This window comes from Sphingobacterium sp. R2, assembly GCF_040760075.1.
GTDB lineage: Bacteria > Bacteroidota > Bacteroidia > Sphingobacteriales > Sphingobacteriaceae > Sphingobacterium.
In genome coordinates this window covers 5,092,255-5,117,578 of record NZ_CP142884.1, presented here as the reverse complement: position 1 = coordinate 5,117,578, position 25,324 = coordinate 5,092,255, and the positions used below count along the sequence as shown (strand labels likewise).

General features: G+C 39.9%; 22 protein-coding genes. 18 read left to right on the top strand and 4 right to left on the bottom strand.

The window, feature by feature from the left end; genetic code table 11:
• Positions 1-5: 5 nt before the first annotated feature.
• The 8 genes from VXM68_RS21405 (at position 6) to VXM68_RS21370 (ending at position 7,503) form a co-directional block, all read left to right on the top strand.
• The gene (locus VXM68_RS21405; RefSeq protein WP_293952256.1) at positions 6-1,640 is read left to right on the top strand and encodes a S41 family peptidase; all 1,635 of its coding nucleotides are present in this window, start codon (positions 6-8) and stop codon (positions 1,638-1,640) included.
• Positions 1,641-1,673: 33 nt separating this feature from the next.
• On the top strand, positions 1,674-2,816 hold the full coding sequence (locus VXM68_RS21400) for a TlpA disulfide reductase family protein (protein ID WP_293952258.1): 1,143 nt from the start codon (positions 1,674-1,676) through the stop codon (positions 2,814-2,816).
• 194 nt (positions 2,817-3,010) lie between these two features.
• Positions 3,011-3,322 (top strand): hypothetical protein, encoded by a 312-nt coding sequence (locus VXM68_RS21395; protein WP_293952260.1) that lies wholly within the window; start codon positions 3,011-3,013, stop codon positions 3,320-3,322.
• A gap of 99 nt (positions 3,323-3,421) precedes the next feature.
• Positions 3,422-4,072, top strand: a complete 651-nt coding sequence (locus VXM68_RS21390) for a MarR family winged helix-turn-helix transcriptional regulator (protein WP_367211313.1) — start codon at positions 3,422-3,424, stop codon at positions 4,070-4,072.
• A 610-nt stretch (positions 4,073-4,682) separates the two neighbouring features.
• Complete coding sequence (uraH, locus tag VXM68_RS21385) at positions 4,683-5,096, top strand: hydroxyisourate hydrolase (protein ID WP_312363219.1); 414 nt, start codon at positions 4,683-4,685, stop codon at positions 5,094-5,096.
• 71 nt (positions 5,097-5,167) lie between these two features.
• Positions 5,168-6,004: a phytoene/squalene synthase family protein gene (locus VXM68_RS21380; protein WP_367209986.1), complete on the top strand. Its 837-nt coding sequence runs from the start codon at positions 5,168-5,170 to the stop codon at positions 6,002-6,004.
• Positions 6,005-6,064: 60 nt separating this feature from the next.
• Complete coding sequence (gene idi, locus VXM68_RS21375; RefSeq protein ID WP_312363223.1) at positions 6,065-6,592, top strand: isopentenyl-diphosphate Delta-isomerase; 528 nt, start codon at positions 6,065-6,067, stop codon at positions 6,590-6,592.
• Complete coding sequence (locus tag VXM68_RS21370) at positions 6,589-7,503, top strand: TIGR01777 family oxidoreductase (RefSeq protein ID WP_367209984.1); 915 nt, start codon at positions 6,589-6,591, stop codon at positions 7,501-7,503. The genes idi and VXM68_RS21370 overlap by 4 nt, the downstream gene beginning before the upstream one ends.
• Positions 7,504-7,553: 50 nt before the next feature.
• On the opposite strand, the gene VXM68_RS21365 is transcribed toward VXM68_RS21370, so the two are convergent.
• Positions 7,554-7,958, bottom strand: coding sequence for a DUF5367 family protein (locus VXM68_RS21365; RefSeq protein WP_367209982.1), 405 nt, complete (start codon positions 7,956-7,958; stop codon positions 7,554-7,556).
• 64 nt (positions 7,959-8,022) lie between these two features.
• Complete coding sequence (locus VXM68_RS21360) at positions 8,023-9,510, bottom strand: PLP-dependent aminotransferase family protein (RefSeq protein ID WP_367209981.1); 1,488 nt, start codon at positions 9,508-9,510, stop codon at positions 8,023-8,025.
• Positions 9,511-9,544: 34 nt separating this feature from the next.
• Here VXM68_RS21360 and VXM68_RS21355 point away from each other — a divergent pair, with 34 nt between their 5' ends.
• From VXM68_RS21355 to VXM68_RS21310, 10 genes are all read left to right on the top strand, one after another.
• Positions 9,545-10,045 (top strand): cupin domain-containing protein, encoded by a 501-nt coding sequence (locus tag VXM68_RS21355; protein WP_367209980.1) that lies wholly within the window; start codon positions 9,545-9,547, stop codon positions 10,043-10,045.
• A gap of 21 nt (positions 10,046-10,066) precedes the next feature.
• Entirely contained in the window at positions 10,067-10,966 is a 900-nt protein-coding gene (locus VXM68_RS21350) for a dihydrodipicolinate synthase family protein (protein ID WP_293952277.1), read from the top strand.
• Positions 10,967-11,283: 317 nt separating this feature from the next.
• Positions 11,284-11,730, top strand: a complete 447-nt coding sequence (locus VXM68_RS21345) for a GNAT family N-acetyltransferase (protein WP_294183109.1) — start codon at positions 11,284-11,286, stop codon at positions 11,728-11,730.
• Positions 11,731-12,384: 654 nt separating this feature from the next.
• The gene (locus VXM68_RS21340) at positions 12,385-12,996 is read left to right on the top strand and encodes an RNA polymerase sigma factor (protein WP_294183106.1); all 612 of its coding nucleotides are present in this window, start codon (positions 12,385-12,387) and stop codon (positions 12,994-12,996) included.
• 98 nt (positions 12,997-13,094) lie between these two features.
• The gene (locus tag VXM68_RS21335; protein ID WP_367209978.1) at positions 13,095-14,267 is read left to right on the top strand and encodes a FecR family protein; all 1,173 of its coding nucleotides are present in this window, start codon (positions 13,095-13,097) and stop codon (positions 14,265-14,267) included.
• 214 nt (positions 14,268-14,481) lie between these two features.
• Entirely contained in the window at positions 14,482-17,919 is a 3,438-nt protein-coding gene (locus VXM68_RS21330) for a TonB-dependent receptor (protein ID WP_367209977.1), read from the top strand.
• An 11-nt stretch (positions 17,920-17,930) separates the two neighbouring features.
• Entirely contained in the window at positions 17,931-19,556 is a 1,626-nt protein-coding gene (locus VXM68_RS21325) for a RagB/SusD family nutrient uptake outer membrane protein (RefSeq protein WP_367209975.1), read from the top strand.
• Positions 19,557-19,630: 74 nt separating this feature from the next.
• Positions 19,631-20,773 (top strand): SusE domain-containing protein, encoded by a 1,143-nt coding sequence (locus VXM68_RS21320; RefSeq protein WP_367209974.1) that lies wholly within the window; start codon positions 19,631-19,633, stop codon positions 20,771-20,773.
• A 13-nt stretch (positions 20,774-20,786) separates the two neighbouring features.
• A complete protein-coding gene (locus VXM68_RS21315) occupies positions 20,787-21,911 on the top strand; it encodes a glycoside hydrolase family 76 protein (RefSeq protein ID WP_293952291.1) in 1,125 nt (374 codons plus the stop codon).
• The gene (locus VXM68_RS21310; protein ID WP_367209973.1) at positions 21,912-23,165 is read left to right on the top strand and encodes a glycoside hydrolase family 76 protein; all 1,254 of its coding nucleotides are present in this window, start codon (positions 21,912-21,914) and stop codon (positions 23,163-23,165) included.
• Between the two features lie 325 nt (positions 23,166-23,490).
• Here VXM68_RS21310 and VXM68_RS21305 read toward each other — a convergent pair whose 3' ends face one another.
• A complete protein-coding gene (locus VXM68_RS21305; RefSeq protein ID WP_367209971.1) occupies positions 23,491-24,204 on the bottom strand; it encodes a DUF3667 domain-containing protein in 714 nt (237 codons plus the stop codon).
• Positions 24,205-24,499: 295 nt separating this feature from the next.
• Complete coding sequence (locus VXM68_RS21300; protein ID WP_367209970.1) at positions 24,500-25,171, bottom strand: phosphatase PAP2 family protein; 672 nt, start codon at positions 25,169-25,171, stop codon at positions 24,500-24,502.
• Between the last annotated feature and the right edge of the window lie 153 nt (positions 25,172-25,324).

Genomic DNA, 25,324 nt, shown 5'->3' with positions numbered 1-25,324 from the left:
ACAATATGAATAGGAAAGCAACGAGCTTACTCGTGGGAATGCTTGGTGTGGGGCTGTCGCTGCAGGCGCAGATGAATCCAAAATATAAATTTGAAGAGGCACTGAAGCTTATTCAGCAGAATTATGTAGACCAGGTCAATGAAGAGCATTTGGTGGATGCAGCGATCAGGGCGATGATATCGGATTTAGATCCCCATTCACGGTACACTAGTCGTGAGGAAGCGGAGCAGATGAATGTGGCTATGAGTGGAAGTTTCGCTGGAATTGGTATCCAATTCCTAAAGGACAATGAGCAGACTTTCGTCTCTAAAGTAAATGCTGATGGGCCAGCCATGCGTGCAGGATTACGTGTGGGTGATCAGATACTCCGGATCGACGGCGAGAGCATCGATGGGGAAAAATGGGGCAACCGCGAGATTATGGAAAAATTGCGTGGCGAAAAAGATGTGCCAGTGGTATTGACAATAATATCTCCGGGAAGCAAGGAAAGTAAGGAGATAAGTATTATTCGCGAAAATATACTGGAGAGATCTGTTCGCGAAAGTTATATGGTTGACAACCAGATTGGTTATATTTCCCTTTCAATTTTCAATCAGACTACGCGTCAGGAAATAGATGCTGCCTTAAAGAGTCTTAAAGATCAGGGTATGAAAAAATTGATCCTAGACTTGCAGAGTAATGGTGGCGGGTATGTGCAATCTGCTATTGGTGTCGCTGACGAGTTTTTGCCCAAAGAAAAAATTGTGTTTTATTCCGTACCAAACCAAGGCGGGAAAGATTACTACTTCACTGGTGGTTATGGTCAATTTTATGATGGGGAATTGGTCGTCCTAATTGATGAATCCACGGCTTCAGCCAGTGAAATTGTTACGGGAGCACTTCAGGACTGGGATCGCGCCGTGGTCATCGGTCGACGCAGTTTTGGAAAAGGGTTAATGCAGAAACCCGTTCCATTATCCGATGGTTCACAAATGCAACTTACCGGCGCACGTTACTATACCCCCTCTGGTCGGTCGATTCAGAAACCCTACACAAAAGGGAAGGAAGATTATTTTCAGGATTTTAATCGCCGCATGGCATCCAAAGAGCTTTTGGAAGAAGGACATATTTCTTTTCCAGATTCCTTAAAGTATAGTACATTGGGAAATAAAAGAACGGTATATGGCGGCGGCGGAATTATGCCGGACCGTTTTGTGCCTATCGATACCAATGAATATAGCACATGGATGGCACAGCTGATGAACAACGGTATTGTCGCTAAAGGAGGGATTGAATTTGTACAGCAAAATCGCACAGCGCTTCTTAGTGCATACCCAAACTTTGATGCATTTAATTCCCGCTTTAAAGTTCCTAAAGAAGTTCACCGCCAACTCGTTGCTGGAGCACATAAGCGATCGATTGCGATCCCCCCGGAAAGTCATCTAGACGCTCATGATGCCATTGATATTGAATTTAAAGCACAGGTTGCTTCTTTGCTTTACACCGGTGGCGATTATATGGCACGTGTCAGAAATGAGTCAAACAAGAGCTTCAGGGAGGCCTTATTAGTCCTTCGTGATGATAAGCTTTATAAACAACTTTTACAGACAAATATCGTTGGGCAAAGCGTGAAAAAAGGCGTGGCGAAAGTGTCTAAATAGATTTTAAAATAGTACAATAATTATTATATCAATATGAAGAATATAAAATGGGCTTTAGCTTTAGCCTGCATATTGCCAGCATTAGGATATGCGCAACAAAATTATACCTTGCAAGGGACTGTAGGTAAACTAAACAAACCTGCAAAAGCCTATCTTCGTCTTAATTATGACGGAAAAGAGCGGATTGATTCCGTAGATATGAAAGACGGGAAATTTGAGTTTAAAGGAAGCATTCCTTCACCAATGGAAGCACATTTGCGTATCATCCACGATAATGCTCCTTTTGATCCCGCCAAACCTCCTAAGCAGGATATATTAGCATTTTTGATAGAAGGAACAACGATCAAATTCGCAGCTGCGGATTCTATCAAACATGCGAAAATAACTGGATCGCCTTTGAATGATGAAAATGAGCGCGTTAATGCCATGCTGAAACCAATATATGATCAGTATGAGGGACTTGAAAACGAGTATAAATCCAAATCGCTCGCAGATCAACAAGATCCTAAATATATCAAAACGCTAGAGGATCGGGCTAATGCGATACAACAGCAGACGATAGATGCAAAATTGGATTACGTCGCCAAAAATCCAAAAAGCTATATGGCTTTGATGGCATTTAACTCCACATTACCACCAGAGTTTGATGCTGTCAAAGCCGAAAAAATATTTGGAACGCTAGATCCGAGTTTACAAAACTCTATTCTTGGGAAAGACCTTGCTAAGCGTATTGCCCTAGTTAAAAAAACAAGCGAAGGGGTAGAAGCACAAGATTTTACACAACCCGATGTCGACGGTAAACCGGTCAAGTTATCGGACTACCGTGGAAAATATGTCCTCATTGATTTTTGGGCATCTTGGTGTGCCCCTTGCCGTCGGGAAAATCCAAATTTAGTAAAAGCCTATGCGAAATATCAGAAGCAAGGCTTTGAAATTCTAGGAGTTTCCATGGATAAAGCCGCTGATAAAGCAAAATGGTTAAAAGCTATTCAAGATGATGGCCTGACTTGGAAACAGGTAGGGGATCTCAAGGGATGGGAAAATGAAGCTGGGGCCATGTATGATGTCAAGGCTATTCCCATGAATTTCCTGGTTGATCCAAATGGAAAAATCATTGCTAAATATTTGCGTGGTGAAGAGTTAGATAAAAAACTAGCTGAAATTTTTGCCAAATAGTTTATAGGAGCACTGTAAAATCCTATAGGTAACGTCAAATTTTTTTTAGTTGGTACGGCTGTAAACTCAACGCAGCCGTATCGACTTAATATAGCGTAATTGTCTCCCTAATCGACTAATATAGTCTATTCTAAAGTTTCAAAAAACAATATTCGATTTCAAGCTGTCTTATCTATGTTAAATCGATAAGCAAGATGAATTTTGATATTATTCAATGTGAAGACCTGAAGCAGGCCATACATATACCAAACACAACGACAGACCATAGTGAAGAAACTTGGTTTGTTAAATTTGGAGAGGAAATAATCGGGGTCGGACTTTTTCCGATACAAAGCCAAAATTGTTCTTTAGCCATTGTTGGAAATAACTATGATGATAAGAAAATATTGGGCGATATTGGCGCTCACGATACAACAATCATCGAGGGACTGAATATCGCTTATGAGGGCTATTTAAGATCCATTGTTGGCGACATCGTTATAGGTGAAAAGCGAGTAGACGATTAAGCGGTGACCCCTATTTGCTCTTCATTCCAATAGCTACAAGACCTTTTAATTTTTTTTTCGCAATAAAATTCTTTCATTTGTAAAGAAGAGAAAGTCGTGATGATAAGAAAAGATCTTTTGATCGAAATAGCTGAAGAGCTTGAAGATTACTGCACCAATGAATCAGCAGATGGTACACTTGATGATTTCCTAAAATACATGTATCTCAAAAATTCAATTGGGATGACTCAAACACGGAAAGTCGGGGGAGACCATGCAGTCGTAGAAGGTAGGGACCTTCCTGCCGAAGATTTAGGAAAACTACTTTTGATGATGAACCGTTATGCCAAACATTATATCAAAATGGCATTTGAAGGAACTCATCTACAGTCTCCAGAAGACTTTACCTTCTTAATGGTGTTATTTTCTTATGACAAACTTCTACAAACGGAGCTGATTCGAAAAAATGCAGTCGAAAAGGCCTCGGGTACTGAAGTGATTCGAAGGTTAATGCGTCTTGGTTTAATCGAAGAGGCACCCAAAGTCTCCGATAAGAGAGCTAAACCAATATGTATTTCCAATGCAGGACGCTCCGAATTGTTTAAAGTGCTTCCTAAAATGAAAATTGTAGGTAATATATTAATTGGAAATCTTTCCAATGAAGAACGTGATCTATTGATTATATTACTTGCAAAGCTTGATCATCATCATCATACCTTGATTGACAAAAAAGACGTGAACCATCTCGAGCAATACTTAAACAAAGATTAGGCTCAGCTCAATCGTTGTTATTCGATACATATCCTGTAGTTGCTTTTTTTATAATCTTTTGATTATTAGGTGTCTAATGATGTGTTCAACCTTCTTGTTTTTACTGATCTATAGCTTGAATATATACCGTTAATCATTTCATAGTTTACTTATTTTTTAATTTAGTGTTTTTTAATACTAAATTAGGGTTTTAATACACTATATTTAAGAAGGGATTTTGAATAACTTCTCTTTATGGCAAATGAAAAATGGTAATAAAATTCTATGAATTCTTATTCCATTTCTAAGTAGTATCAGCAGCTTTATATTGTAGCGCATGATAATGTATACGAAGACTAGATTACAAAATATTGGGTTTAGCATTATTTATTGTTTTAGTTTGTTTTTGAACTTAAAGAAGTGTGTTTTAAATTTATTTAAACAATAATGGTATATTTATGGTCTAATTAGATTGAGCGGTGGATCCCGATAGCGAATGATTGTCCACTGTAGGCTGTAAATAGAGCTGAGTAATAAATGGATGTTATTGGAAATTGATTAGAGGGTGTGAGCATTGATTAAACCGTATCTTAGGTAAATAAGTTAATGAAAGAGATTTAAATAAATAGATATGTATATTAATAAATATTTTATCATGCTGTTTTGTATGTTGTTTGGATTTACAGCATATGGACAAAATAATAAATATCAATTGTCAAGTCACATTTTAGATATTTCTAAAGGAAGTCCTGCACCAAATGTCAAAGTTGATTTGGAAAGACTGATGCCGAATAAGGAATGGATGACTATAGCCAGTGAAAGTACGGATAGCAATGGTCGTATTGGTAATTTTTTGGTCTTTGGAAAGGGTGATAATAAAGGGATATATAAACTTAAGTTCTACACAGAAAACTATTTTATCAGTCAAAAGCTAGAAACCTTTTATCCTTTTATTGAAGTCATTTTTGAGATAAAAGACGATAAACATTACCATGTTCCAATCACTGTAAGTCCATTTGGATATTCTACATATAGAGGCAGCTAGGTAAAATGAAAGCGACTTTTTGATCTCGTATTACTCATTCTAGGTGCAGTTAGATCCTAAATTATTAGACCATGAAGAAACTATTTGATGAACTCGCTTATGAAGTGAGCAAAAGAACTACCGAAAAATATAGCACCAGCTTTTCTCTCGGTATCCTGGCACTAAAACCCTGCATTCGTAATAGTATTTATGCAATCTACGGTTATGTGCGGCTTGCAGATGAAATTGTAGATAGTTTTCATGGTTATGATAAGAAACGCCTTTTGGCACGCTTATATCTAGATACAAATTGTGCTTTAGAAGAGAAAATTTCTTTAAATCCCATATTGCAATCTTTTCAGGAAACTGTACATAGGTATGCGGTAGATCCGGAACTGATTCGTCAATTTCTTCATAGTATGGAGATGGATCTGACTAAGGTCGATTACAATGCCGAACGCTATAGGGAATATATCTATGGTTCGGCAGAAGCTGTGGGACTCATGTGTTTGCAAGTTTTTACAGAAGGAGATAAAGCGCAGTACGAAGAGTTAAAACCTTATGCGATGAAACTCGGATCTGCATTTCAAAAAATTAATTTTTTACGTGATCTTAAAGAGGATTATCATATTCTTGGGCGAACGTATTTTCCCAATTTGGATATGACAGTTTTTGATAATGTGATCAAAAGTAAGATTGAGCATGAAATTCACAGTGAATTTAAGGAAGCGCTTTTGGGAATAAAAAAACTGCCCGCATCTGCAAAGTTTGGGGTTTATTTGGCTTATAAATATTATCTATCACTTTTTGCCAAGATTCGTAGAAAATCTTCAAAAGAAATTTTAGAAAATCGGATTCGGATACCGAATCTTCAAAAAGGCCTCGTTGCAGTCAAGAGTTATCTACGGTACAAGATAGCGTATTTATAAATTGAAGTATGAATTTCGAGGCAGACAGTCACTTGTCTCTTCTCTAAAAATTACAAAACTATGGATAGAAATCATGTTGTCCTTGTAGATGAAAGCGATCAACAACTTGGTCAGATGGATAAGCTGCTTGCTCATAAAAAAGGGCTATTACACCGTGCTTTTTCAATATTTATTTTTAACAGTAGGGGGGATCTTTTGCTGCAACAACGGGCGTTGGATAAATATCATGGGGGAGGCCTTTGGACCAACACATGCTGCTCCCATCCGCAGATTGGCGAGGACGTTTTAGATAGTGCTCAAGAGAGGCTTTTTTTTGAAATGGGCATTTCTTGCGAATTAAGTTATTCTTTTTCCTTTATCTATCATGCTAAAGTAGAAAATAATTTGATTGAGCATGAGTATGATCACGTATTTATAGGATTTACCGATACTGATCCAATACTTAATCCATCAGAGGCTGCTGATTTTAAATGGTGGTCGGTTGAGCAAATTGCGACGGATATTTCTGCTCATCCCACGCGTTACACGTATTGGTTCAAAGCCGCGCTTCCACAGGTATTACATAAGCTTAAACAAGCTAGCATATGAAAAAGATTTTGATCGCAGGAGGTACTGGTTTTGTAGGTGGTTATCTCGTTTCCCACCTGACAAAGCTTGGTTACGAGGTACACGTCTTAACGCGTCAGTCTGTCGCTGAACCTGAGGAGAACGGAACCAAGTTTTTTAAATGGGATTTGGACAAAAGCTACATCGATCTAAAGGCTTTTGAGGGAGTGGATACCATCATTAACTTGACTGGTGAAAATATAAGCGCAGGAAGATGGACAACTAAACGCCGTTTGGAGCTGATTGAAAGCCGGATGTTGTCACTAAATTTACTTTACGAATACGTCAAGCATCATACTATTGCTATTAATAAAATCATTTCATCATCGGCAGTTGGCTATTACGGTGCACGTACAACCGATACCATATTTTCGGAAGATGCTAACAGTGGAAGTGATTTTTTGGCAGACATCTGTAAGTTATGGGAGAAGGCAGCAAGGCAGTTTGAAAGCCTGGGCATCAAAACTGTTATATTGCGAAAAGGTATTGTCTTGGGAAAGGAGGGAGGTATGTATGCTAAGCTTGCGCCTTTGGCAAGACTTGGTATCAATGTGTCAGTGGGCGACGGAAAGCAATACCTCCCTTGGATCGACATTCGTGATTTGGGGCGTTTATACGAGTTTATACTCCATCAAGAGGATCTCCGAGGTGTTTATAATGCTGTTGCTCCTCAACACATTACTATGAATGATTTTGCTTATTCTCTCCTCAAATCATTTGACAAAACAAGCTTTTTACCCAATGTACCTGCCTTTATGTTAAAACTATTATATGGCGAGATGTCGACTATGCTACTGCAAGGTTCGCGCGTTAGTGACGAGAAAATTAAGAGTGTGGGATTTAAATTTTATTATGACACAATAGACCATTCGTTAGAACGGCATGGTACGTGAAGAGCGGATCAAGTGTGTTGCGTGTAACACTTTTTAGCATTGTGTACTTCTCATAATTTCAGCTTTCTTACTTTCCGCAACCCTGTCGCGGTTGCCGTTAATAAAACAATGCTGTATGCCCACATGAGCCACGAACCGAATGTAGCGGCTTGGCTCGGTAACAAATTCGGAAAGATCTGTTCAAAAAATTGAATAACAAATGCATCAATGATCATTCCGGGCAATACAAGAAGAACGCCTGCCAGCACATTTTCAAGACCTGAAAGTCTAAATGTTTTGAAGGTTAAAATAGCGAGCAATGCCAATACAGGTATGACTGCCAGATATAGACCCATCAATATGGCAGGTGAGTCGGTAATAAAAAAGAAGTGTCCCGCAAATCTAAAAGCCAAGGTTGCCAAGAACCAAATTAAAAAGCCAATGGCAAGTACTGGTAGAATAAATCTTGTTTTCATAATCGACATACTTTTCAATAGGTAATCAATATAGTTAAAATTCTTTACAATTGATACGCTCTGCTTATAGCACCTTCGACAATGCAATAATTCCCTCTTCCAGATCTTTTTCCGATAGTGATCCATATCCTAATCGGATGCCATTTACCGGTTTATCGATGCTATAAGTCTTGGGTAGAATGATTTGAATTCCGACGCTGTCTAATTTACCTGCAACATACGACCAATCGACGTCCTTATGCGGCACTATCCAAAATGCTAAACCACCTTCGGGGAAAGTAAATGTTGCTTTATCGGCGAAATGTTTGTTTAAAAGCCCCGCCATAAAATCCCTTTTGTTTTTGTAATAATGACTTGCCTTTTTGATATGACGCTTGATCGTACCATCTTTGATAAGTTGTAATACTGCCTGCTCCATAATACCATCTCCCTGAACATCAATTATTTTTCGAAGACCGCCCGCGTTTTTGATTAAGCCAGTGTTATTGCTTACCAGATAGCCAATTCGCAATGCTGGTGCCACTACCTTGCTTAGCGTACCGATATATACATAGTTTTTTAATTCTGTAAAACTTGACAAAGGCAATAGTGGACGGTATCCAAAGTGAAACTCATTGTCATAATCGTCTTCAATAATAGTAAAACCATAGGTGTTGGAAAGCTGTATTAGTTCCAATCTTCTCTTTAAACTCAGGGTTGCCGTCGTAGGATATTGATGGTGTGGCGTTACGTAAATAGCCTTTATTTTTTTATAAGATTTCAGATAGTGGCTGACCTCTTCCATGATTATGCCGTTACGATCTACATTAACTGGCAACAGCGTGGCTCCTGCATGTTCAAATGCTTCCCATGCGGGTTTGTAACCAGGGTTTTCTATCATGACATAGTCGCCTTTGGTAAAAAGACAGTGTGATGTCAGATACATCGCCATTTGGCTTCCTCTTGTGATGCAGATATGATGTTCGTTTACCTGCATCCCTCTTTGATGATTGAGCATTTGAACAATTGTTTTACGAAATTCAAAATCTCCAAATTCATTGCCATAGCCCATCATCTGCCACTTCGCTTTTTGATTGAAAATCTGACGATAAGCGCGAGCTAGCTCACTAATAGGAGCAATTTTAGTATCTGGATTCCCATCATCAAACCGTAAATGATAATGCTGGTGTGCAGTACGCTGTATAGTCCCAGTTAACTCATCACTACGTTGCACATCTTTAAAATTAGGCAATGTATCAGCGACAAACGTACCCTGTCGTTCCTTAGAAACAAGCCAGCCTTCAATCAGCAGTACATTCAGCGCTTCTACCACGGTATTCCTATTGACTTTTAATAGTTGTGCCAAGTTTCTGCTTCCGGGTAGAGCATCCCCAGGATGTAGTCGTCCCGAATGGATATCTTTTATTAGAGCATCGGCAATTTGTAGGTAAACAGCCTTACCCAATTTCTCATCTAATTGTATTTCAAACTTCCAATCGCGCAACATCTGGACTATCAATTTTTGTAAAAACTGCATCATTAATACAGTCCAAAGATACAATACTTTTGTCATGCAATAGTGCAAAAAACAAATAATAATTACAGTAATGGCAAAATTAGAAACAACTACAGAACTAAAGAAGTCTATTCATGAAGAGCAAAAACAATTCAGTTCAAAAGATTTTCATCAAACATTTGCCCGGCCAACGTATGTAAAGCCATCACATGTTATCCACAAAAATGTTGAGAACGCTGGGGTACATAATCAATTTTCGGAGGAGAGAAAACATCCGGTATTCTTTGTGGATCTGCCAAGTAAGAATGTAAGTATGACTATCGGTGGTTTACTGCCCGGACAGAAAACGCATTTACATCGTCACACCTATGAGACGGTTTTGTATGTGCTCGAAGGTAAGGGGTGGACAAAGGTGGAAGATGAAATTGTAGAATGGGAAGCAGGTGATGCCGTTTACATTCCATCGTGGGCGTGGCATCAGCATCAAAATCTGAGCGATAGCCAACCTGCAAAGTATATTGCCTGCGAAAATGCGCCACAACTTCAAAACCTAGGAGTAGCACTCCGTGAAGAAGAAGGAAGAGATTTTTAATTTTTAAAGGAGATTTACACAATGAACACAGTACCATTTAAAGGCGTGATTGCCTATCCCATTACACCATTTGACAACAACGAGCATATTGATATTCCCTTGTTCAAAAAGCAGGTAGAGCGATTAGTGACAGCAGGTGTACACGGTATTGCTCCCTTGGGGAGTACTGGCGTGATGCCATATCTAAATGATGATGAAAAAGAGACCATTACGGAAGCTACGATGCAACAGGTGGCAGGCAGATTGCCTACGCTGGTAGGGGTCTCAAATCTTACAACGGAGCGGACCGTTTATCATGCAAGATTTGCCGAAAAAGCAGGAGCAACAGCCGTAATGATTATTCCGATGAGCTATTGGAAACTTACCGATGACGAAATTGTAAAGCACTACGACAAAGTAGCGTCCAAAATTTCTATTCCTATTATGGCATATAACAATCCGGCTACGGGCGGCGTGGATATGTCGCCTACATTGTTGAAACGTTTACTGGAGATCCCAAACGTCACGATGATTAAGGAAAGCACGGGAGATATTCAGCGCATGCATTATTTAAGAAAGGTATTGGGCGAAGAAGTAGCTTTTTTCAATGGTTCGAATCCGCTGGCTTTGGCCGCTTTTTCTGCAGGTGCACGAGGTTGGTGTACCGCTGCGCCCAATCTGATACCTGAACTGAACATAGCACTTTATGACGCCATGGAGAAAAATCATCTAGACCGAGCGAGGAGGCTTTTCTACCAGCAAATTGAGCTGCTAAAATTTATTGTCGCCAAAGGTTTACCACGCTCCATAAAAGCAGGTCTGGATTTGCTCGAAGTAGGGGGTGGTGGTTTTAAAAGCCCAATTCAGTCGCTCAATGAAATGGAAATAGCAGAACTGGCTGGCATACTTTCAGCTTTGGAAAACGAAGTTTATCATAGTTAAAGCTTACCGGTGTACAACCTATTCTCAGCATTGTTACCGGCTCATGCAAATGTAAGTTTTGTAAAAGCCCGAGAGCCTAAATAGGGCTTTCGGGCTTTATATGTTCAAATGTAATTTCAAGCAGCGTACAATAACGTCAAAACAGAGGGGTAATTCATGTGAAGCCCAGGATAGCCCATTCAATACGATTAGGATAAATGTAAATCGAAAGCAGTAACTAAATTTTACGTACTGGAACACCAGTTTTTTGATAAACTGTACCACTAGGCTCAGCTCACGATCATCTATTTTTGTAGCATCAATAAAAATCATAAAAAATGGAGTGTAACATTAAAAAAGTAGGTCTCAACGAATTAGATGAAACCGCAGAATTATTTAACCTTTACCGGATTTTTTACCGCCAGAATGATGACTACCAGCAATGTAGACTTTTTGTGCGGGAACGAATGATTCACGATCAATCCACTATTTTTGTGGTATATGCAAATGATAAAGCCGTCGGTTTTGTACAGCTATACAAATTGTACCATTATATTAAACTGGCGAAGCAATATTTATTGAGTGACCTGTTTGTGCATCCTGATTATCGTGGACACGGCTTATCGGTAGCATTAATAAACCAAGCAAAACAATGGTGCGTCGATACGGAAGCCTGCGGATTGATGCTAGAAACTGAAAAGACAAACGATATAGGTAATAAGCTCTATCCACGTTGCGGTTTCGAATACGATGGCAATCACAACTATTATTACTGGTGGAAGTAAAAAAATGCAACAGTAGTACATACTAGCATTAAAGGGTTGTCAATGAGGTTGTTTTTTGTACAGCAGTTCGCTCAATAACCGTTAAATTTCGGCTAAAAGTTCCACTTTTTAAAAAGGCCAAAAAGGAGTAGAATGCAATAGCTTTCTACTCCTTTCTTTGTTATTAATGCTGTTCCTGTTCGATGCGATCCTGCTTCCTATCCTGAAAAATCTACTGTTTAGCTCCTATCTCAAATGGTAAAATAGCAATTCTCCATTTCCTTCCAAACAATTCGGAATTGAGCGCTAAGCCTCATTCATACTATTTTTCAAAATATTAACTTCCCGGTGGGTAACAAAAAATATAGATAGCAGATGAAACAGTCACTTGGAAAAAAAAGAATAATAAAGGCAAAACCGTTTTAGTTTTTAGTACATTTGCATATAACCATCTTACGATAGTCCTTATACAAGTTAAACGATACAGATTGAACGGCCATATTATGAAATGTCCTGCATCATGTAGTTTATCTTGTGTGGCGCTCACTAATTTATGTGGCTTACTATTTATAACGCTCACTAGTTTATCACGTAAATGCTAAGATTGGAAATAGATAACCAAATACAATAAACGTTTAGCAATATTTGCTATCGCTGAAAGGGTAAAACGTGACCATGGATACACAAAAATACGACTACGCTGAAGAGGAAGCTGTGTTGATCTCCCTACGTTCAGGTTGCAAGCAAGCTTTTCAACTGATTTACAAAAAATACAGTGGACGTATCTATCTTAATATCCGTAAGATGGTCAAGTCTGAGCAAGACGCTGCTGAATTACTACAAGAGGTATTTATTAAAGTGTGGGATAAGCGTGAATTGATTGATCCCGACCAGTCTTTTCGATCGTATCTTTTTCAGATTGCCAAATATACTGTCTATAATTTTATCCGAAGAAATAACATTGAAAAGCAAGTTCAAGCATATCTCAGCTTGCACAGTACAGTATTATATAGTCATGTCGAAGAACAACTCTATGAAAAACAATATCAGCAATGGTTGTTGGTAACTATAGACCAACTTCCACCACAACGTAGACTCATCTATAAACTTTGTAAGATTGAGGGCAAAACCTACGCGGAAGTAAGCAATTTATTGAATATATCGACATCTACGATTAATGACCATATTGTAAAAGCCACTAAATATATAAAAGAGAAACATGGAATTTTGGACAAATCTACATGGCTTCTAGTTTCATTTATACTTCTTCAACAGCAATCGTGCTGAATATCTTTCTCTTCCTTAAAAAAAAATAAAAAAAAGTGAAACCGGAGCAGATGATGTGTACGGCTGAAGTGTATTAGCTAAAAAGAGAGTAACCAATTGTGGAAAAGGAAACACTTCAATATACGCTAAGGCAGTATATACATGGAAAACTTAGTGAAGAAGATTCGCGTAAGTTCTTGTCCTATATAAAGTCTGGTAAAGATAGCATACTACTTCAAGAAATCATCCAAGAGGTTTTGGACGATCCCATCGATCAATATCTGTTGGATGATCCAGCAATATTGGCTGTATTGGACAGTACCTGGGATCAATTGGATCACCACATCAATAAATCCGAAATAAAATTGCTTCTATCTTGGAAACGTATTGGCGCGATCGCAGCCTCCATCATTGGACTATTAGCTATTGGTCAATGGTTTTTTAATGCAGAAACGGACAATAGTGCTCCGCCAGCAATACAACATGTGATATCACCCGGAAAACAATCCGCAACCTTAACGCTGGCCAACGGCAAGCAGATTCATCTACATGAAACACACAACGGTCGGATTGTCGAAGAATCGGGCATTAGGATCTCTAAAACAACAGATGGCCAATTGATTTACGAGGTGAGTAGTAATACGCAGGGCGAAATCGAGCAAAATACCTTATCGACAACCAAAGGGGAATGCTATCGGATTAAACTACCTGACGGGACACAAGTATGGCTGAATGCCGCATCATCGCTTAGGTATCCCGTTCGTTTTTCAAAAGGGGGCAATAGAACTGTTGTGCTAACTGGTGAAGCATATTTTGAAGTAGCAAAAGATTCCAAACACCCCTTTATTGTAAAGACCGCAAATCAAGAGGTCAAAGTGCTCGGTACCCATTTCAATGTAAACAGTTATGCCGACGAATCGGCGGTACAGACCACCCTTCTAGAAGGTCGCGTACAGGTCAGTTCCCATAATCAAAAATTGCTATTAGCACCGGGTGAGCAGTCGAGCCTTACAGCTTATGGGATGTTAAAATCTCACCCGATAGATACAGCTCCGGTTATTGCCTGGACAAACAACGAATTTATGTTCGATGGAGATGATATCGAAAGTGTTATGCGTAAGGTGGCACGCTGGTATAATGTGGAGGTTATCTATCAGGGTAAAAAAACGACCGAGAAATTTGGGGGCGGAATATCGCGTTTTGATGATGTTCAAAAAGTTTTAAGGCTGCTCGAAAAAACAGGTGCCGTTCATTTCAGAATAGACGGAAAAAAAATACATGTACTTCCGTAGTAACCTACTAAATAATTAATGACACAATAACCTAAATAAACGAACCGATGAATAAAAAACGACAAAACGAATAGCCACGAAGGTGGGGTATAAAAAAGCAACCAAGATCCTGAAGGGGCTCGGTTGCCGTTTGGGACAATTAAATTTTAACTATCCAATCTGCAGTATGTTTCTGTTTTGGACGACTCGAATACACTGCAAATAAACCTTACAAATGTATCAAAATTATATCAGAAAAAAGGAGATAGCGTATCTGCTATTCCGTAAACTATGGCTTATTATGCGATTGACTACCATAATTATCTTGGTTACTTTTATGCAGGTTAGCGCTACCACCTTTGCACAAAAGGTAACATTAGAATACTCCAACATGAGCCTTAAAAAGATATTTAGGGAACTCAAATCCCAGACGGGATACAATTTTCTGTACACGGAACGGCAGATGGTAAACGCGAAGCCTATTGACATAAAAGTTAGGGACCGTCAATTATCGGATGTATTGGACCAGATCTTTAAAGATCAGCCCTTGTCTTACCAGTTGGATAATAAGACAGTGGTCATTTATGATAAGCCAAAAGCTTCCATAAAGTCCGCACCGATGGAGTTTACGATGATCCCAAATCAAATCCCTGTAAAGGGACGTGTGACCAATGAGCGTGGCGAACCTCTTGCAAATGTCTCTGTGCGGGTCAAAGGAAATGAATCTATAGGTACTACCACCAATGGTGATGGTCTATTTACGCTCACAAACCTTTCGCCCAAAGCAACCCTGATATTCTCCTCTGTTGGTTATGATGCTTTGAGCGGGGAGCTATCTTCCCTGCAGACCGATGGATCGGGGCAGCTCAATGTGATTATGAAAAATAGCAACAGTCAGCTCGAAGAAGTTATCGTAATCGGCTATGGTACCACTACACGTCAGCGTGTTGTTGGGGCTGTTGATCAGATCAGTGCGAAAACTTTCGAAAACCGACCTGTAGGCAATGTAACACAAGCTCTTCAGGGAGCTTCGCCCAGCTTGACCATCCAACAGAAAAGCATGGACCCCAATGATAATTCGATGAATATCAATATTCGTGGGATATCTACCATAAACAGTAACGCGCCGCTGGTAGTGATCGATGGAATTATTACAGAAGGCGGTACGCTCAATAAGATCAATCCGGATGACATCGAAACAGTGTCGGTATTGAAAGACGCAGGCTCTACGGCTATATACGGTTCGAGGTCAGCCAATGGCGTTATTTTGGTAACCACCAAAAGAGGACGCCAAAATCAGCGCCCCACAGTAAATATCGGCACACAATGGGGAGTGCAAGAACCTAAAATTTTGTTTTCTCCAGTTGAAGGGTACCAAAATGCAACCCTACGTAATCTAGCGCTAACCAATTCAGGAATGGATCCGCAATTTTCACCGGCTGCTATCGCTGACTTATATGCCCATCGGGATATTGAGCGGTGGAACTTGCCTGAAATTATGAAGAACTCTTTCCAGCAAAAATATAATATCAGTGTGGCCGGCGGCGGAGAGAAAAGTTCGTACTTGTTTTCCGGAGGCTTTTACAATCAACCCAGTAATTTTGTTGGGCAAAACTTTGGCATTAAGCGGTACAATTTGCGGAGCAACCTCAGTACAGAGATCGGACGTTTTAAATTGACTTCGATTTTAGCCTATACCCGCAATAACAACATGAGCAACACGGCCGGAAGTGCCATTATCAATGCTTCCAGACTTCCTTCCTATTACTACTACCGCATGCAGGCAGATAATGGAAAATATCTTGTCAACAATGCACTGACAGACCAAAATCCATTGGCTGAGCTAAACGAAGGGGGATATATCAAAAATGATAACGATTATTTCAATATCAACCTGAATCTTGAAGCTAAACTTTTTGAAGGTTTAAAACTACGCGGTATCTTCGGAGCGGACATCTATGCAGACCACCGCTCTATTCGAAGAATCCAAGTTCCTTTGTATTCAAATCCAGATGCCACGCAACCGCAGGTTTATGTCAATTCAGATCGTAATACGGAAGATTTTAATGAAAAAGCTTCGCTATTAAATTTCCAGTTGCTCTTAGATTACGATCGGACTTTTGGAACTCATCATGTATCAGGGCTTTTTGGAGCATCCAACGAATCCTATACACGTCGACAAAACGAATTGAAGATGAAATTTACAGATCCTATCCTCGGTACACCTACTACAGGAACGGTCATTGATCCCGTAAGCGCCCGTGTCACACCAAATGGTACACTGCAAAATAGTATCAATTCGATCTTCGGTCGTGTCGGATATGACTTTGCAAGTAAGTATTTTGCCGAATTTAGCTTTCGCTACGATGGATCTTCTAAGTTCTCGAAGGCTAATCGCTGGGGGTTCTTTCCTTCGGGATCTCTGGGATGGCGAGCATCCGACGAAGTATTTATGAATTGGTATAAACAACATGTCGGTAGCCTAAAAATCAGATCTACGTATGGTGTCCTGGGCAATCAGGCCGTAGATGACTACGCCTATTATTTTACCTATGAATCTTATCAGAACAGTTATGGATTTAACAACAAACCTGTTTCTGCTGCGGGATTTAATTATGCCAGCCTTGATCTACGCTGGGAGAAAACCTATAATTTCAATGTTGGGTTGGACGCCACCTTCTTTCAGGATAAATTAACGGCCAGCTTCGATTATTTTAAAAAGCGAACAGTAGATATCTTGATGGCGCCACAGATACCTTCCACATTCGGAACTTCCTTAAAGAATCAGAACTTAGGTGAAATGAACAATGAAGGCTGGGAAATCAACCTCAATTACCGCGTTACAACAGGAAATTTCCAGCATGTGATCAATGCCAACATGGGTGATAGTCATAATAAGATTATTGCAATGCCGGGCGATGACCGTATTTCGACAGTTGACAACATTACTAAACTGACCCGTGTTGGGCTACCCTATAATTCCTATTATGGGTATAAGATGGAAGGATTCTTTCAAAATATAAGGGATATTGAAACTTCGGCGCTGCCGAGTGGTATTACGGCGGCAGATCTACGACCCGGTGATGTAAAGTATGTCGATCGGAATAACGATGGAATTATCGACGCACGGGACCGCTTTGTGTTGGGCAATGGTTTCCCTCGGTTTACATTTGGTCTTACCTATAATTTGAATTACAAAGATTTTGATTTTAGTATGTTTTGGCAAGGGGTGGGCAAGCGTGATATGATGATTCGCGGAGAATTGATCGAGCCCTTTCATCAAAACTATTCGTATTCCATTTACCAGCATCAACTCGATTACTGGACACCCACAAATATCGACGGGCATTGGCCGCGATTGACGGCAAATGGATCAACAGCGTCCACCAACAATTTTGGAAAAGATTCTGACCTCTATCTTTTCAACGGGAAATACGCCCGCCTGAAAAATATACAGATTGGCTATTCATTGCCAAAGGGAGTGATTGGAAAATGGGGATTGCAGCGTGTTCGCTTTTTTATTAATGCCCAAAACCTGCTGACGTTGAGTAAAAACTCCTGGATAGATCCCGAATCCTCCGAATTTGATTCTAACATGGGTGGTTCGGCCAATAGTGCCCGCAATTATCCGACGTTGAAATACTATGGCGGTGGATTAAATATTCAATTCTAACCTTTTATGTAATGAAACTATATAAGATACTTGTAGGAGGCTTGAGTTTAATGGCAATTCTCCAATTAACATCCTGTAATAAGTTGGATACGCTACCAACTGATCGTTTTACTGATGAAAACTTTTGGGACTACGCAGATAATGCAGAAAAAATGGTCAACATGGCCTATAATCAGCTGTATTCAGCAGATCGTATGTGGAATGATGAAGCGCTGAGTGATAATATTTTTGAGGGGCGCTCAAACACAGACCAGCGTGCAATTCGTAATGGAACCGCCGATCCGACACTGGGCCGATTTGGTGCAGAGTGGTCCGATCTCTACGGCGGTATTAAGACCTGCCATGTCTATCTAGCGAATGTGGAACGTGTACCCGGAATGGACCCGGCACTCAAAAAACGTCGCATCGCCGAGGTGCGCTTTATCCGTGCATTTCTCTATTTTAGACTTGTTAATTTTTATGGCGCTGTGCCTTTTTTCACAAAAGATATCTCACTGGAAGAGTCCAAAACTCTACCTCGGACAGATAAAGCGACTATTATGGCCTTCATCCATCAAGAGTTGGATCAATGTATGGCCGATCTACCGAACAAAGATGCTTTATCCGCAGACGACCGCGGCCGGATTACAAAGGGTGCCGCTTCAGCCTTTCAAGCTCGGGCTTACCTTTATGAAAGTAATTGGAATAAAGTAATAGTGTACTGTGAAAATCTGATGAAAAATCAAACTGAATTTGGAACTTACGCATTATTCCGCAGTTATCCGGAATTGTTTACTGCAGCCAATGAATATAATTCAGAGGTTATTCTGGATTATGCCTATGTACCTCTTTTAAAAACCTGGAATAAGTTATATGATGCAGCACCAATCTCTGCACAGGCACGTTTAAACGGTTATGCACCATTACAAAGTCTGGCTGATAATTATTTGACACTGGGCGGAAATCCCATTGCTACGGATCCCCAATACAACGACAGTAATCCCTATGTCAATCGCGATCCACGTATGGCCGCAACCATCGTTTTTCATGGCGGACAATGGACTGATTTTGACGGTACAACACGCAAGATCTTTATCAAACCCGGCTCTGGTACAACAGATAAGGAACGGCTCGACGAATATCAGGGGGCGAGTGCCAACGCTTCCGCTACCGGTTATTACGTAAAGAAATACTACGATGTAACAGCAACGGTAAAATACGATGCCGGATTGAATATCATCATGTTCAGGTATGCCGATATCTTGTTGATGTATGCAGAAGCAAAAGAAGCACTGGGACAACTCGATGCAGCAGTATGGGATATGACGATCAGACCTATTCGTCTACGGGCTGGTTTTGAAGCCTCCAAAGCATTGGAATTTCCGACTGCCGGAGATCTAAAAACAATAGTCCGAAACGAGCGGAGAAGTGAACTCGCTCTTGAGGGATTGCGTTATTATGATATCATGCGCTGGAAAGCTGGTAAAACCTATTTGGACGGCCAGGTATTTGGTGCTAAATATGGTGGTAACAATAGCAATATCAAATTGGATATCCGCCGATTTGATGAAAGTAGAGATTATCTCTGGTCGATACCACGAACCCAGATCGATCTAAATAAAAATTTATTGCCTAACAATCAGGGCTACTCAAACTAAATTTAATTAAAAAACTAGCGCAAACGGCGCATTAAAAAAATGTACGTTTCGAACCATAAATTAATGATATAGACATGAAATGGTATTTTAAAGTTATAGCAATGGTCGCATTGGCTGCGAGCATCGTTTCCTGTAAAAAAGACGATATGAAATACGCCGACGCCGAAGTGTCCGCGGTTGAGAACCTATATGCTCCTGCAGATGCAAAAGCGGTTAAATTATTAAGTTCAAGCTCCGCAGCGCTGTATTTTGAATGGCAGTCGGCTTTGGTGGCCGACGGTGGGGCAGCTCAATATGAAGTGGTCTTTGACAAGTCCGACGGCGATTTTAGCAAGCCTCTTTATACAGTCACATCGGATAATAATGGAAACTCCAACGGCGCTAATATCAGTCACAAAATATTGAATCAGGTCGCCACGAAAGCGGGGATCAACCCTGGTGAGAGTGGCGATGTAATCTGGTCAGTCTATGCTATCCGTGGAATGAAACGGGTGTTGAGCAAAGCTAAGAAGATATTGAACATCAAAACACTGGAAGGCTTTGCAGAGATCCCCGATGAACTATTTATCGCTGGAGAGGCAACTGAGGGCGGGACGGATGTTGCCGCATCTTTACCTTTTAAATTGGTAGGTAATGGTGAATATGAGATCTTTACAAAACTGGAAGCCGGTAAGAAATATATTTTTACGGATCGCAAGTCCGCAGAAGGACGTGTTTTCTATTCGGAAGATCAAACTAAAATAAAAGAAGGTGAAACGGGAAGTAATAGCATTGCCAAGACAGCAGTATATCGTATTCGAATAGATTTTAATGTCGCAGCAGTTACTTACACCGAGATCAAAAACATGGGCGTTTATTTCTCGCCATCCGGAGCAGTGGTGTTGGATCTTCCTTATCAAGGTAGGGGAATTTGGTCTGCAACGGGCATTATCAATTTTAAACAGGAAAGTTGGGGCCGCGACCAACGCTATAAGTTCCAAATGGAAACCGTTAAGGCCGGAAAGGCTGAAACTTTACAGCTGGGAACTCAGAACGGGACGGACAGTCCTCCCAATAGTTCATCAGCTCCTTCTTATTATTTCGTTCGCATATTGCCCAATCTTTCACAATGGGACGATAAATGGAAATTTGCGGATGCAGTAGACGGCCATCCAACAAAAATATCGATGATTTTACAAGGCGACAAAGACTATACGCATACTGTCGTACCAAATTAAAGGAGGAGACCCCATGAATAAAATGATTATACTGTCATCCATATTGTTTCTACTCTTTGGATGCACCAAAATTGAGGACAGCTACCCGTATGATGATTCCGTAGAGGAAAGCTGGACAGCTATTGCAACGCAGGTTTCCGATAAGATGATTGCCGGATTCTGGAATGAGTCCGGGTATTTTAACAATGCAATCAATCAATCCGATCTGGGATTTCAATATTGGCCCAATGCACATGCGATGGATGTTGTTATCGACGCTTATCTACGGACGAAAGATGCCAAGTATAGTGCCTATTTCAGCAAATGGTTTGAAGGTGTGAAGATCAAAAATGGCAATACCTATTACAACGTATTCTATGATGATATGGAATGGAATGCATTGACCATATTGCGCTTATATGAAATTACCAAGGAACAAAAATACCTCGACACCGTATTACTTTTATGGAAAGACATTACTGGTGCATGGGATGAGCAATACGCAGGCGGGGGATTGGCTTGGAAGAAAGATATGCGCTACAGCAAAAATGCTTGCTCGAATGGCCCAGCTAGTATTTTGGCCGCTAGATTATATCGTTTGACAAAAGATGAAAACTACTTGACCTGGGCTAAGAAGATCTACGAATGGCAAAAGGCAACCTTATACAATCCATCAACAGGCGCCGTTTATGATAACATTAATGGTCAGACAGGTAATGTGGATATGACGACGCTTACTTATAATCAGGGAACGTTTCTTGGTAGCGCGGTTGAGCTTTTTAAGATTACTAACGACCAGCCTTATCTGGTTGATGCGCAAAAAATTAGTTATTATACAATCACGCGTTGTATCGATGGCGGGAATAATATCTTGCGCGATGAGGGAAATGGCGACGGCGCATTGTTTAAGGGAATATTTATACGATATTTCGTAGACTATTTAAATCAGGAAGGAATTGATGCAGCCTACCGCAGTAAGTTTGATAAGTTTTTGGTCAATAATGGCAAAATTGCGTGGACCAAGGGAACAAGTCTACCGACGTTGTTTTTTGGTTCCTCCTGGGCGCAGCCACCCATAGGTAATAGTGAGCTTACAGCATATGCAAGTGCAGCCATGCTCTTTGAAGGATTGGCAAGCTATCAAAATAAATTAAAATAATTGAACAAATGCAAAGAAGCCTTGCGTTTCCGTAAAGGTCGCAACGGCTTCTTTAAAGTAGAGATGCAGATGAAACAAATTACTAAAATAACGACCACTGTGTTACTGTCAGCCTTATGCTATCTCACCGGAAATGCACAGCGCAGCAAAGGACAGTCTGCCGAAAGAGCCCAAGAGACTCTAACTGTTATTTATGCTAAATATGGAAATTCGAACAACCAGCTGTTAACGGAGAAATTTCCTTATGATGAAAGCTTTAAAGCTGATTATCTTGACAATCCAGAGCAAGCTGCAGCGCAAAAGAAATATGCCTACTTATGGCCATTCTCGGGAAGTTTTTCGGCAGTCAATAGCTTGATGGAACTGCCAAAGAACAGAGCGTTTTACCAAAAGATCCTAGACCAACGCGTGCTGCCAGGATTAATGGCATATAGGGATCATTCCAGGGAGCCCGTTGGTTATGCTTCCTACATCAATTCTGCTCCAGTGTCAGACCGATTTTATGATGACAACGTTTGGCTCGGAATCGATTTTACCGATAGCTATGTGCAGACAAAAAAGATTGATTACCTAAAGCATGCAAAAGAGATCTGGACTTTTGTAAAAAGTGGTGAAGATGAAAAGCTTGGCGGTGGAATCTATTGGTGCGAGCAGAAGAAAGAGTCTAAAAACACCTGCTCGAACGCTCCTGCAGCGGTATTTGCACTCAAGCTGTTTGAGGCAACGAAAGACAAAGAATATCTGAATGAGGGACGGCGTTTATATGAGTGGACAAAAGCAGGACTGCAAGATCCAACGGATAACCTGTATTGGGATAATATTCAGCTCAATGGAAATATAGGTAAAGCCAAATATTCCTATAATTCTGGACAAATGCTGCAAGCTGCGGCATTGCTATATAAGCTAACTAAAGAAAAAAAGTATCTTCTTGATGCACAGGTTCTAGCAAAATCTTGTTTAAACTATTTTTTCCAAACTAAGGACGGGGATAATTTTCCAATATTGAGAAATAGTAACTTATGGTTCCATGCCGTAATGATGCGGGGATATGTCAGTTTATATGAACAGGATGGAAATAAAACCTATCTTGATATTTTTGCTAAAAACCTTGACAGGGCTTGGTACAAAATGAGGGATCAGTACGGACTGTTTGATGTTGATTGGACTTTAGAGAAAAAGCAAAAGTCGAAGTGGTTATTGGATCAATGTGCTTTTGTGGAGATGTATGGACGTTTGGCACAGCTAGGGTACTAGACGAGCTAAGTTTCATCGTTAAGCTGCATCGACGCCAACATTGACATATTTACCTCCTTTCTATACCTAGTGGCTAAACAGCAACGTTTTGATTGGGTGCTGTCCAGTTTGTCCGTTACTATCTAAACGGACAAACTGAAAACATACGCTACACCAAAGTTTTTTTACACCTACTTTTTAGCCACCTTTTTCTCCAAATATCCGCTGAATAATACTATTAAATAAGCAAGTAAATCAAATATTAAGGTAAGCCACGGAGTGTAAGCTAACCCTTTGTTAACAATAACCCACCCGCCAATAGTTGTCACAATAGTTATACCTCATTTTAACCGATCATGTAATCAATGGTTAGACCCAGTAGAAGAACCATTACTGAAAATGTGATTAATCCTAAAACATATGCAGCCAGTGCTTTAAAGTAATTTCCTGCCTTTTTAGCGTCGAAGAATTGTCCTATTGCCCAAGAGCAATATACGATCCCTACAATGCCGCCAACATTAGCTATACGCATATGAGTGACACCTTGCAAAATGGAAAATACGGCATAAATGAGCATGCCCATTCCCATGACGAAGCATAGTAAGATTAATATTTCAAAAAAGTTATAATTATACTTTTTAAAAAATAGTTGAATCCATGCCGCAATAAATACACCCATAATGAGGTTTGCATAACCATAATGCCCCTGTACCCACGCAAACAGTACTCCTGTAGTGGATGGCTTAGCTTCGTTGTAATGGACATATTTGTCTTCAAGATGGAAGAAGTGCGTGATAATGGAGTATATCAACGAAGTCACAATAATGAATATAATCGGTTTGACTAGCCGACTTCGATTTTCCGAAATGTATTTTTTTACATTTTGGCCGGGAGTGGTAATAAGTTCTTTGATCGTATATAATATACCCCTTTCAAAATGAAGTACATGCTCAATTTCATGAGTAATGTAATGTGCGTCTATTCTTTTGAGAACCGCTGGCTGTCCGCAGTCTGGGCAAAATTTTGAAGCAATGGTAGTTCCGCAGTTTTTACAGTTCATATATCAGTGATTTTAGATGAATATAGTTGATTAGCGTTCGGCAGCTCAGGGCCGAAAATCCGCAATGACATTATTATATATTGGCGTGCAGACTGATAAAGTGGTTATAATTATAATGGATCTTGGTGAATACTCATGTTTTTTTGCATCTTAAACCATATTAATACTATTTCGTTCAAAAATATTGCAGTTTACACGAAGATTAGCTACACTTAAGTGTAGTCTGCTAAAAAGAATTTTTATTATACGCTATTGTATAATCCAGTAAGCCTATATTTAAGATGATATGCAGTGCTTATCCAGCGGTAGCTCGGTAATGAATTGTTAGTTGATAGGCAGATGCTAGTGTAGCTCCAAGCAGTATTCCGCCCAATATATCGGTAGACCAATGGACACCTGATAGCAGCCTTGCAGCGATAGTGATAATCATAATTAATGCGGAAATTAATACGACTATATTTTTTAAAAGTGGATTTTTTATTCTGATCCTAAACTGTGCGATCGAAGTTGCCATGATAAAAAGGACGACCATCGAATGTGACGACGGAAATGATGCTTCCAAAGATCCCTTAAGGATTACCGGCCTATAATTTATTATGCACATCTCAAAAAATGCATAAATGAGGGCTACAAGAATATAAAAAAAAACCAAAATAAGGATGTTATCATCGACTCGTTTTAAACTACCCCGTTTTATCAGCTGGATTAGTCCAAATGCCGAAAATCCTGGGACAAGTGCCAGCGCAATCCAACCTAGCCATTCGCTTGCGAGATACCATTTCATATTTAGTCCTACAGTTTCATGGACATAGCCATTGATTTTGCCAAGGCCAACTACAGAATCTTGTGGGCCGATTGCTTCTTTATCAATGTATATTACAGCTATCGTAAGTAAAAGGAAGCTTAAAAATAATATAACTATAGTCAGAAAATTGCGATAGATGCCGTTATTAAATGTGTAATTCATTTAGTATGTGCTGATAGTATTTTAAACAATGGAAAAGAAGCAATCTCTTGAGGATGTGCTCTACATTTCGAACAATCTAAAGAATATTTTTGTTTAAGCCAAATCGATATGATGATCGCAACCTGATACGAAGTAGCTAAGCGATATATGTAG

Bases quoted from the DNA above. Each gene is read 5' to 3' on its own strand.
- VXM68_RS21405 (WP_293952256.1), top strand. From the start codon at position 6: ATGAATAGGAAAGCAACGAGCTTACTCGTGGGAATGCTTGGTGTGGGG.
- VXM68_RS21400 (WP_293952258.1), top strand. From the start codon at position 1,674: ATGAAGAATATAAAATGGGCTTTAGCTTTAGCCTGCATATTGCCAGCA.
- VXM68_RS21395 (WP_293952260.1), top strand. From the start codon at position 3,011: ATGAATTTTGATATTATTCAATGTGAAGACCTGAAGCAGGCCATACAT.
- VXM68_RS21390 (WP_367211313.1), top strand. From the start codon at position 3,422: ATGATAAGAAAAGATCTTTTGATCGAAATAGCTGAAGAGCTTGAAGAT.
- uraH (WP_312363219.1), top strand. From the start codon at position 4,683: ATGTATATTAATAAATATTTTATCATGCTGTTTTGTATGTTGTTTGGA.
- VXM68_RS21380 (WP_367209986.1), top strand. From the start codon at position 5,168: ATGAAGAAACTATTTGATGAACTCGCTTATGAAGTGAGCAAAAGAACT.
- idi (WP_312363223.1), top strand. From the start codon at position 6,065: ATGGATAGAAATCATGTTGTCCTTGTAGATGAAAGCGATCAACAACTT.
- VXM68_RS21370 (WP_367209984.1), top strand. From the start codon at position 6,589: ATGAAAAAGATTTTGATCGCAGGAGGTACTGGTTTTGTAGGTGGTTAT.
- VXM68_RS21365 (WP_367209982.1), bottom strand. From the start codon at position 7,958: ATGAAAACAAGATTTATTCTACCAGTACTTGCCATTGGCTTTTTAATT.
- VXM68_RS21360 (WP_367209981.1), bottom strand. From the start codon at position 9,510: ATGACAAAAGTATTGTATCTTTGGACTGTATTAATGATGCAGTTTTTA.
- VXM68_RS21355 (WP_367209980.1), top strand. From the start codon at position 9,545: ATGGCAAAATTAGAAACAACTACAGAACTAAAGAAGTCTATTCATGAA.
- VXM68_RS21350 (WP_293952277.1), top strand. From the start codon at position 10,067: ATGAACACAGTACCATTTAAAGGCGTGATTGCCTATCCCATTACACCA.
- VXM68_RS21345 (WP_294183109.1), top strand. From the start codon at position 11,284: ATGGAGTGTAACATTAAAAAAGTAGGTCTCAACGAATTAGATGAAACC.
- VXM68_RS21340 (WP_294183106.1), top strand. From the start codon at position 12,385: ATGGATACACAAAAATACGACTACGCTGAAGAGGAAGCTGTGTTGATC.
- VXM68_RS21330 (WP_367209977.1), top strand. From the start codon at position 14,482: ATGTATCAAAATTATATCAGAAAAAAGGAGATAGCGTATCTGCTATTC.
- VXM68_RS21325 (WP_367209975.1), top strand. From the start codon at position 17,931: ATGAAACTATATAAGATACTTGTAGGAGGCTTGAGTTTAATGGCAATT.
- VXM68_RS21320 (WP_367209974.1), top strand. From the start codon at position 19,631: ATGAAATGGTATTTTAAAGTTATAGCAATGGTCGCATTGGCTGCGAGC.
- VXM68_RS21315 (WP_293952291.1), top strand. From the start codon at position 20,787: ATGAATAAAATGATTATACTGTCATCCATATTGTTTCTACTCTTTGGA.
- VXM68_RS21305 (WP_367209971.1), bottom strand. From the start codon at position 24,204: ATGAACTGTAAAAACTGCGGAACTACCATTGCTTCAAAATTTTGCCCA.
- VXM68_RS21300 (WP_367209970.1), bottom strand. From the start codon at position 25,171: ATGAATTACACATTTAATAACGGCATCTATCGCAATTTTCTGACTATA.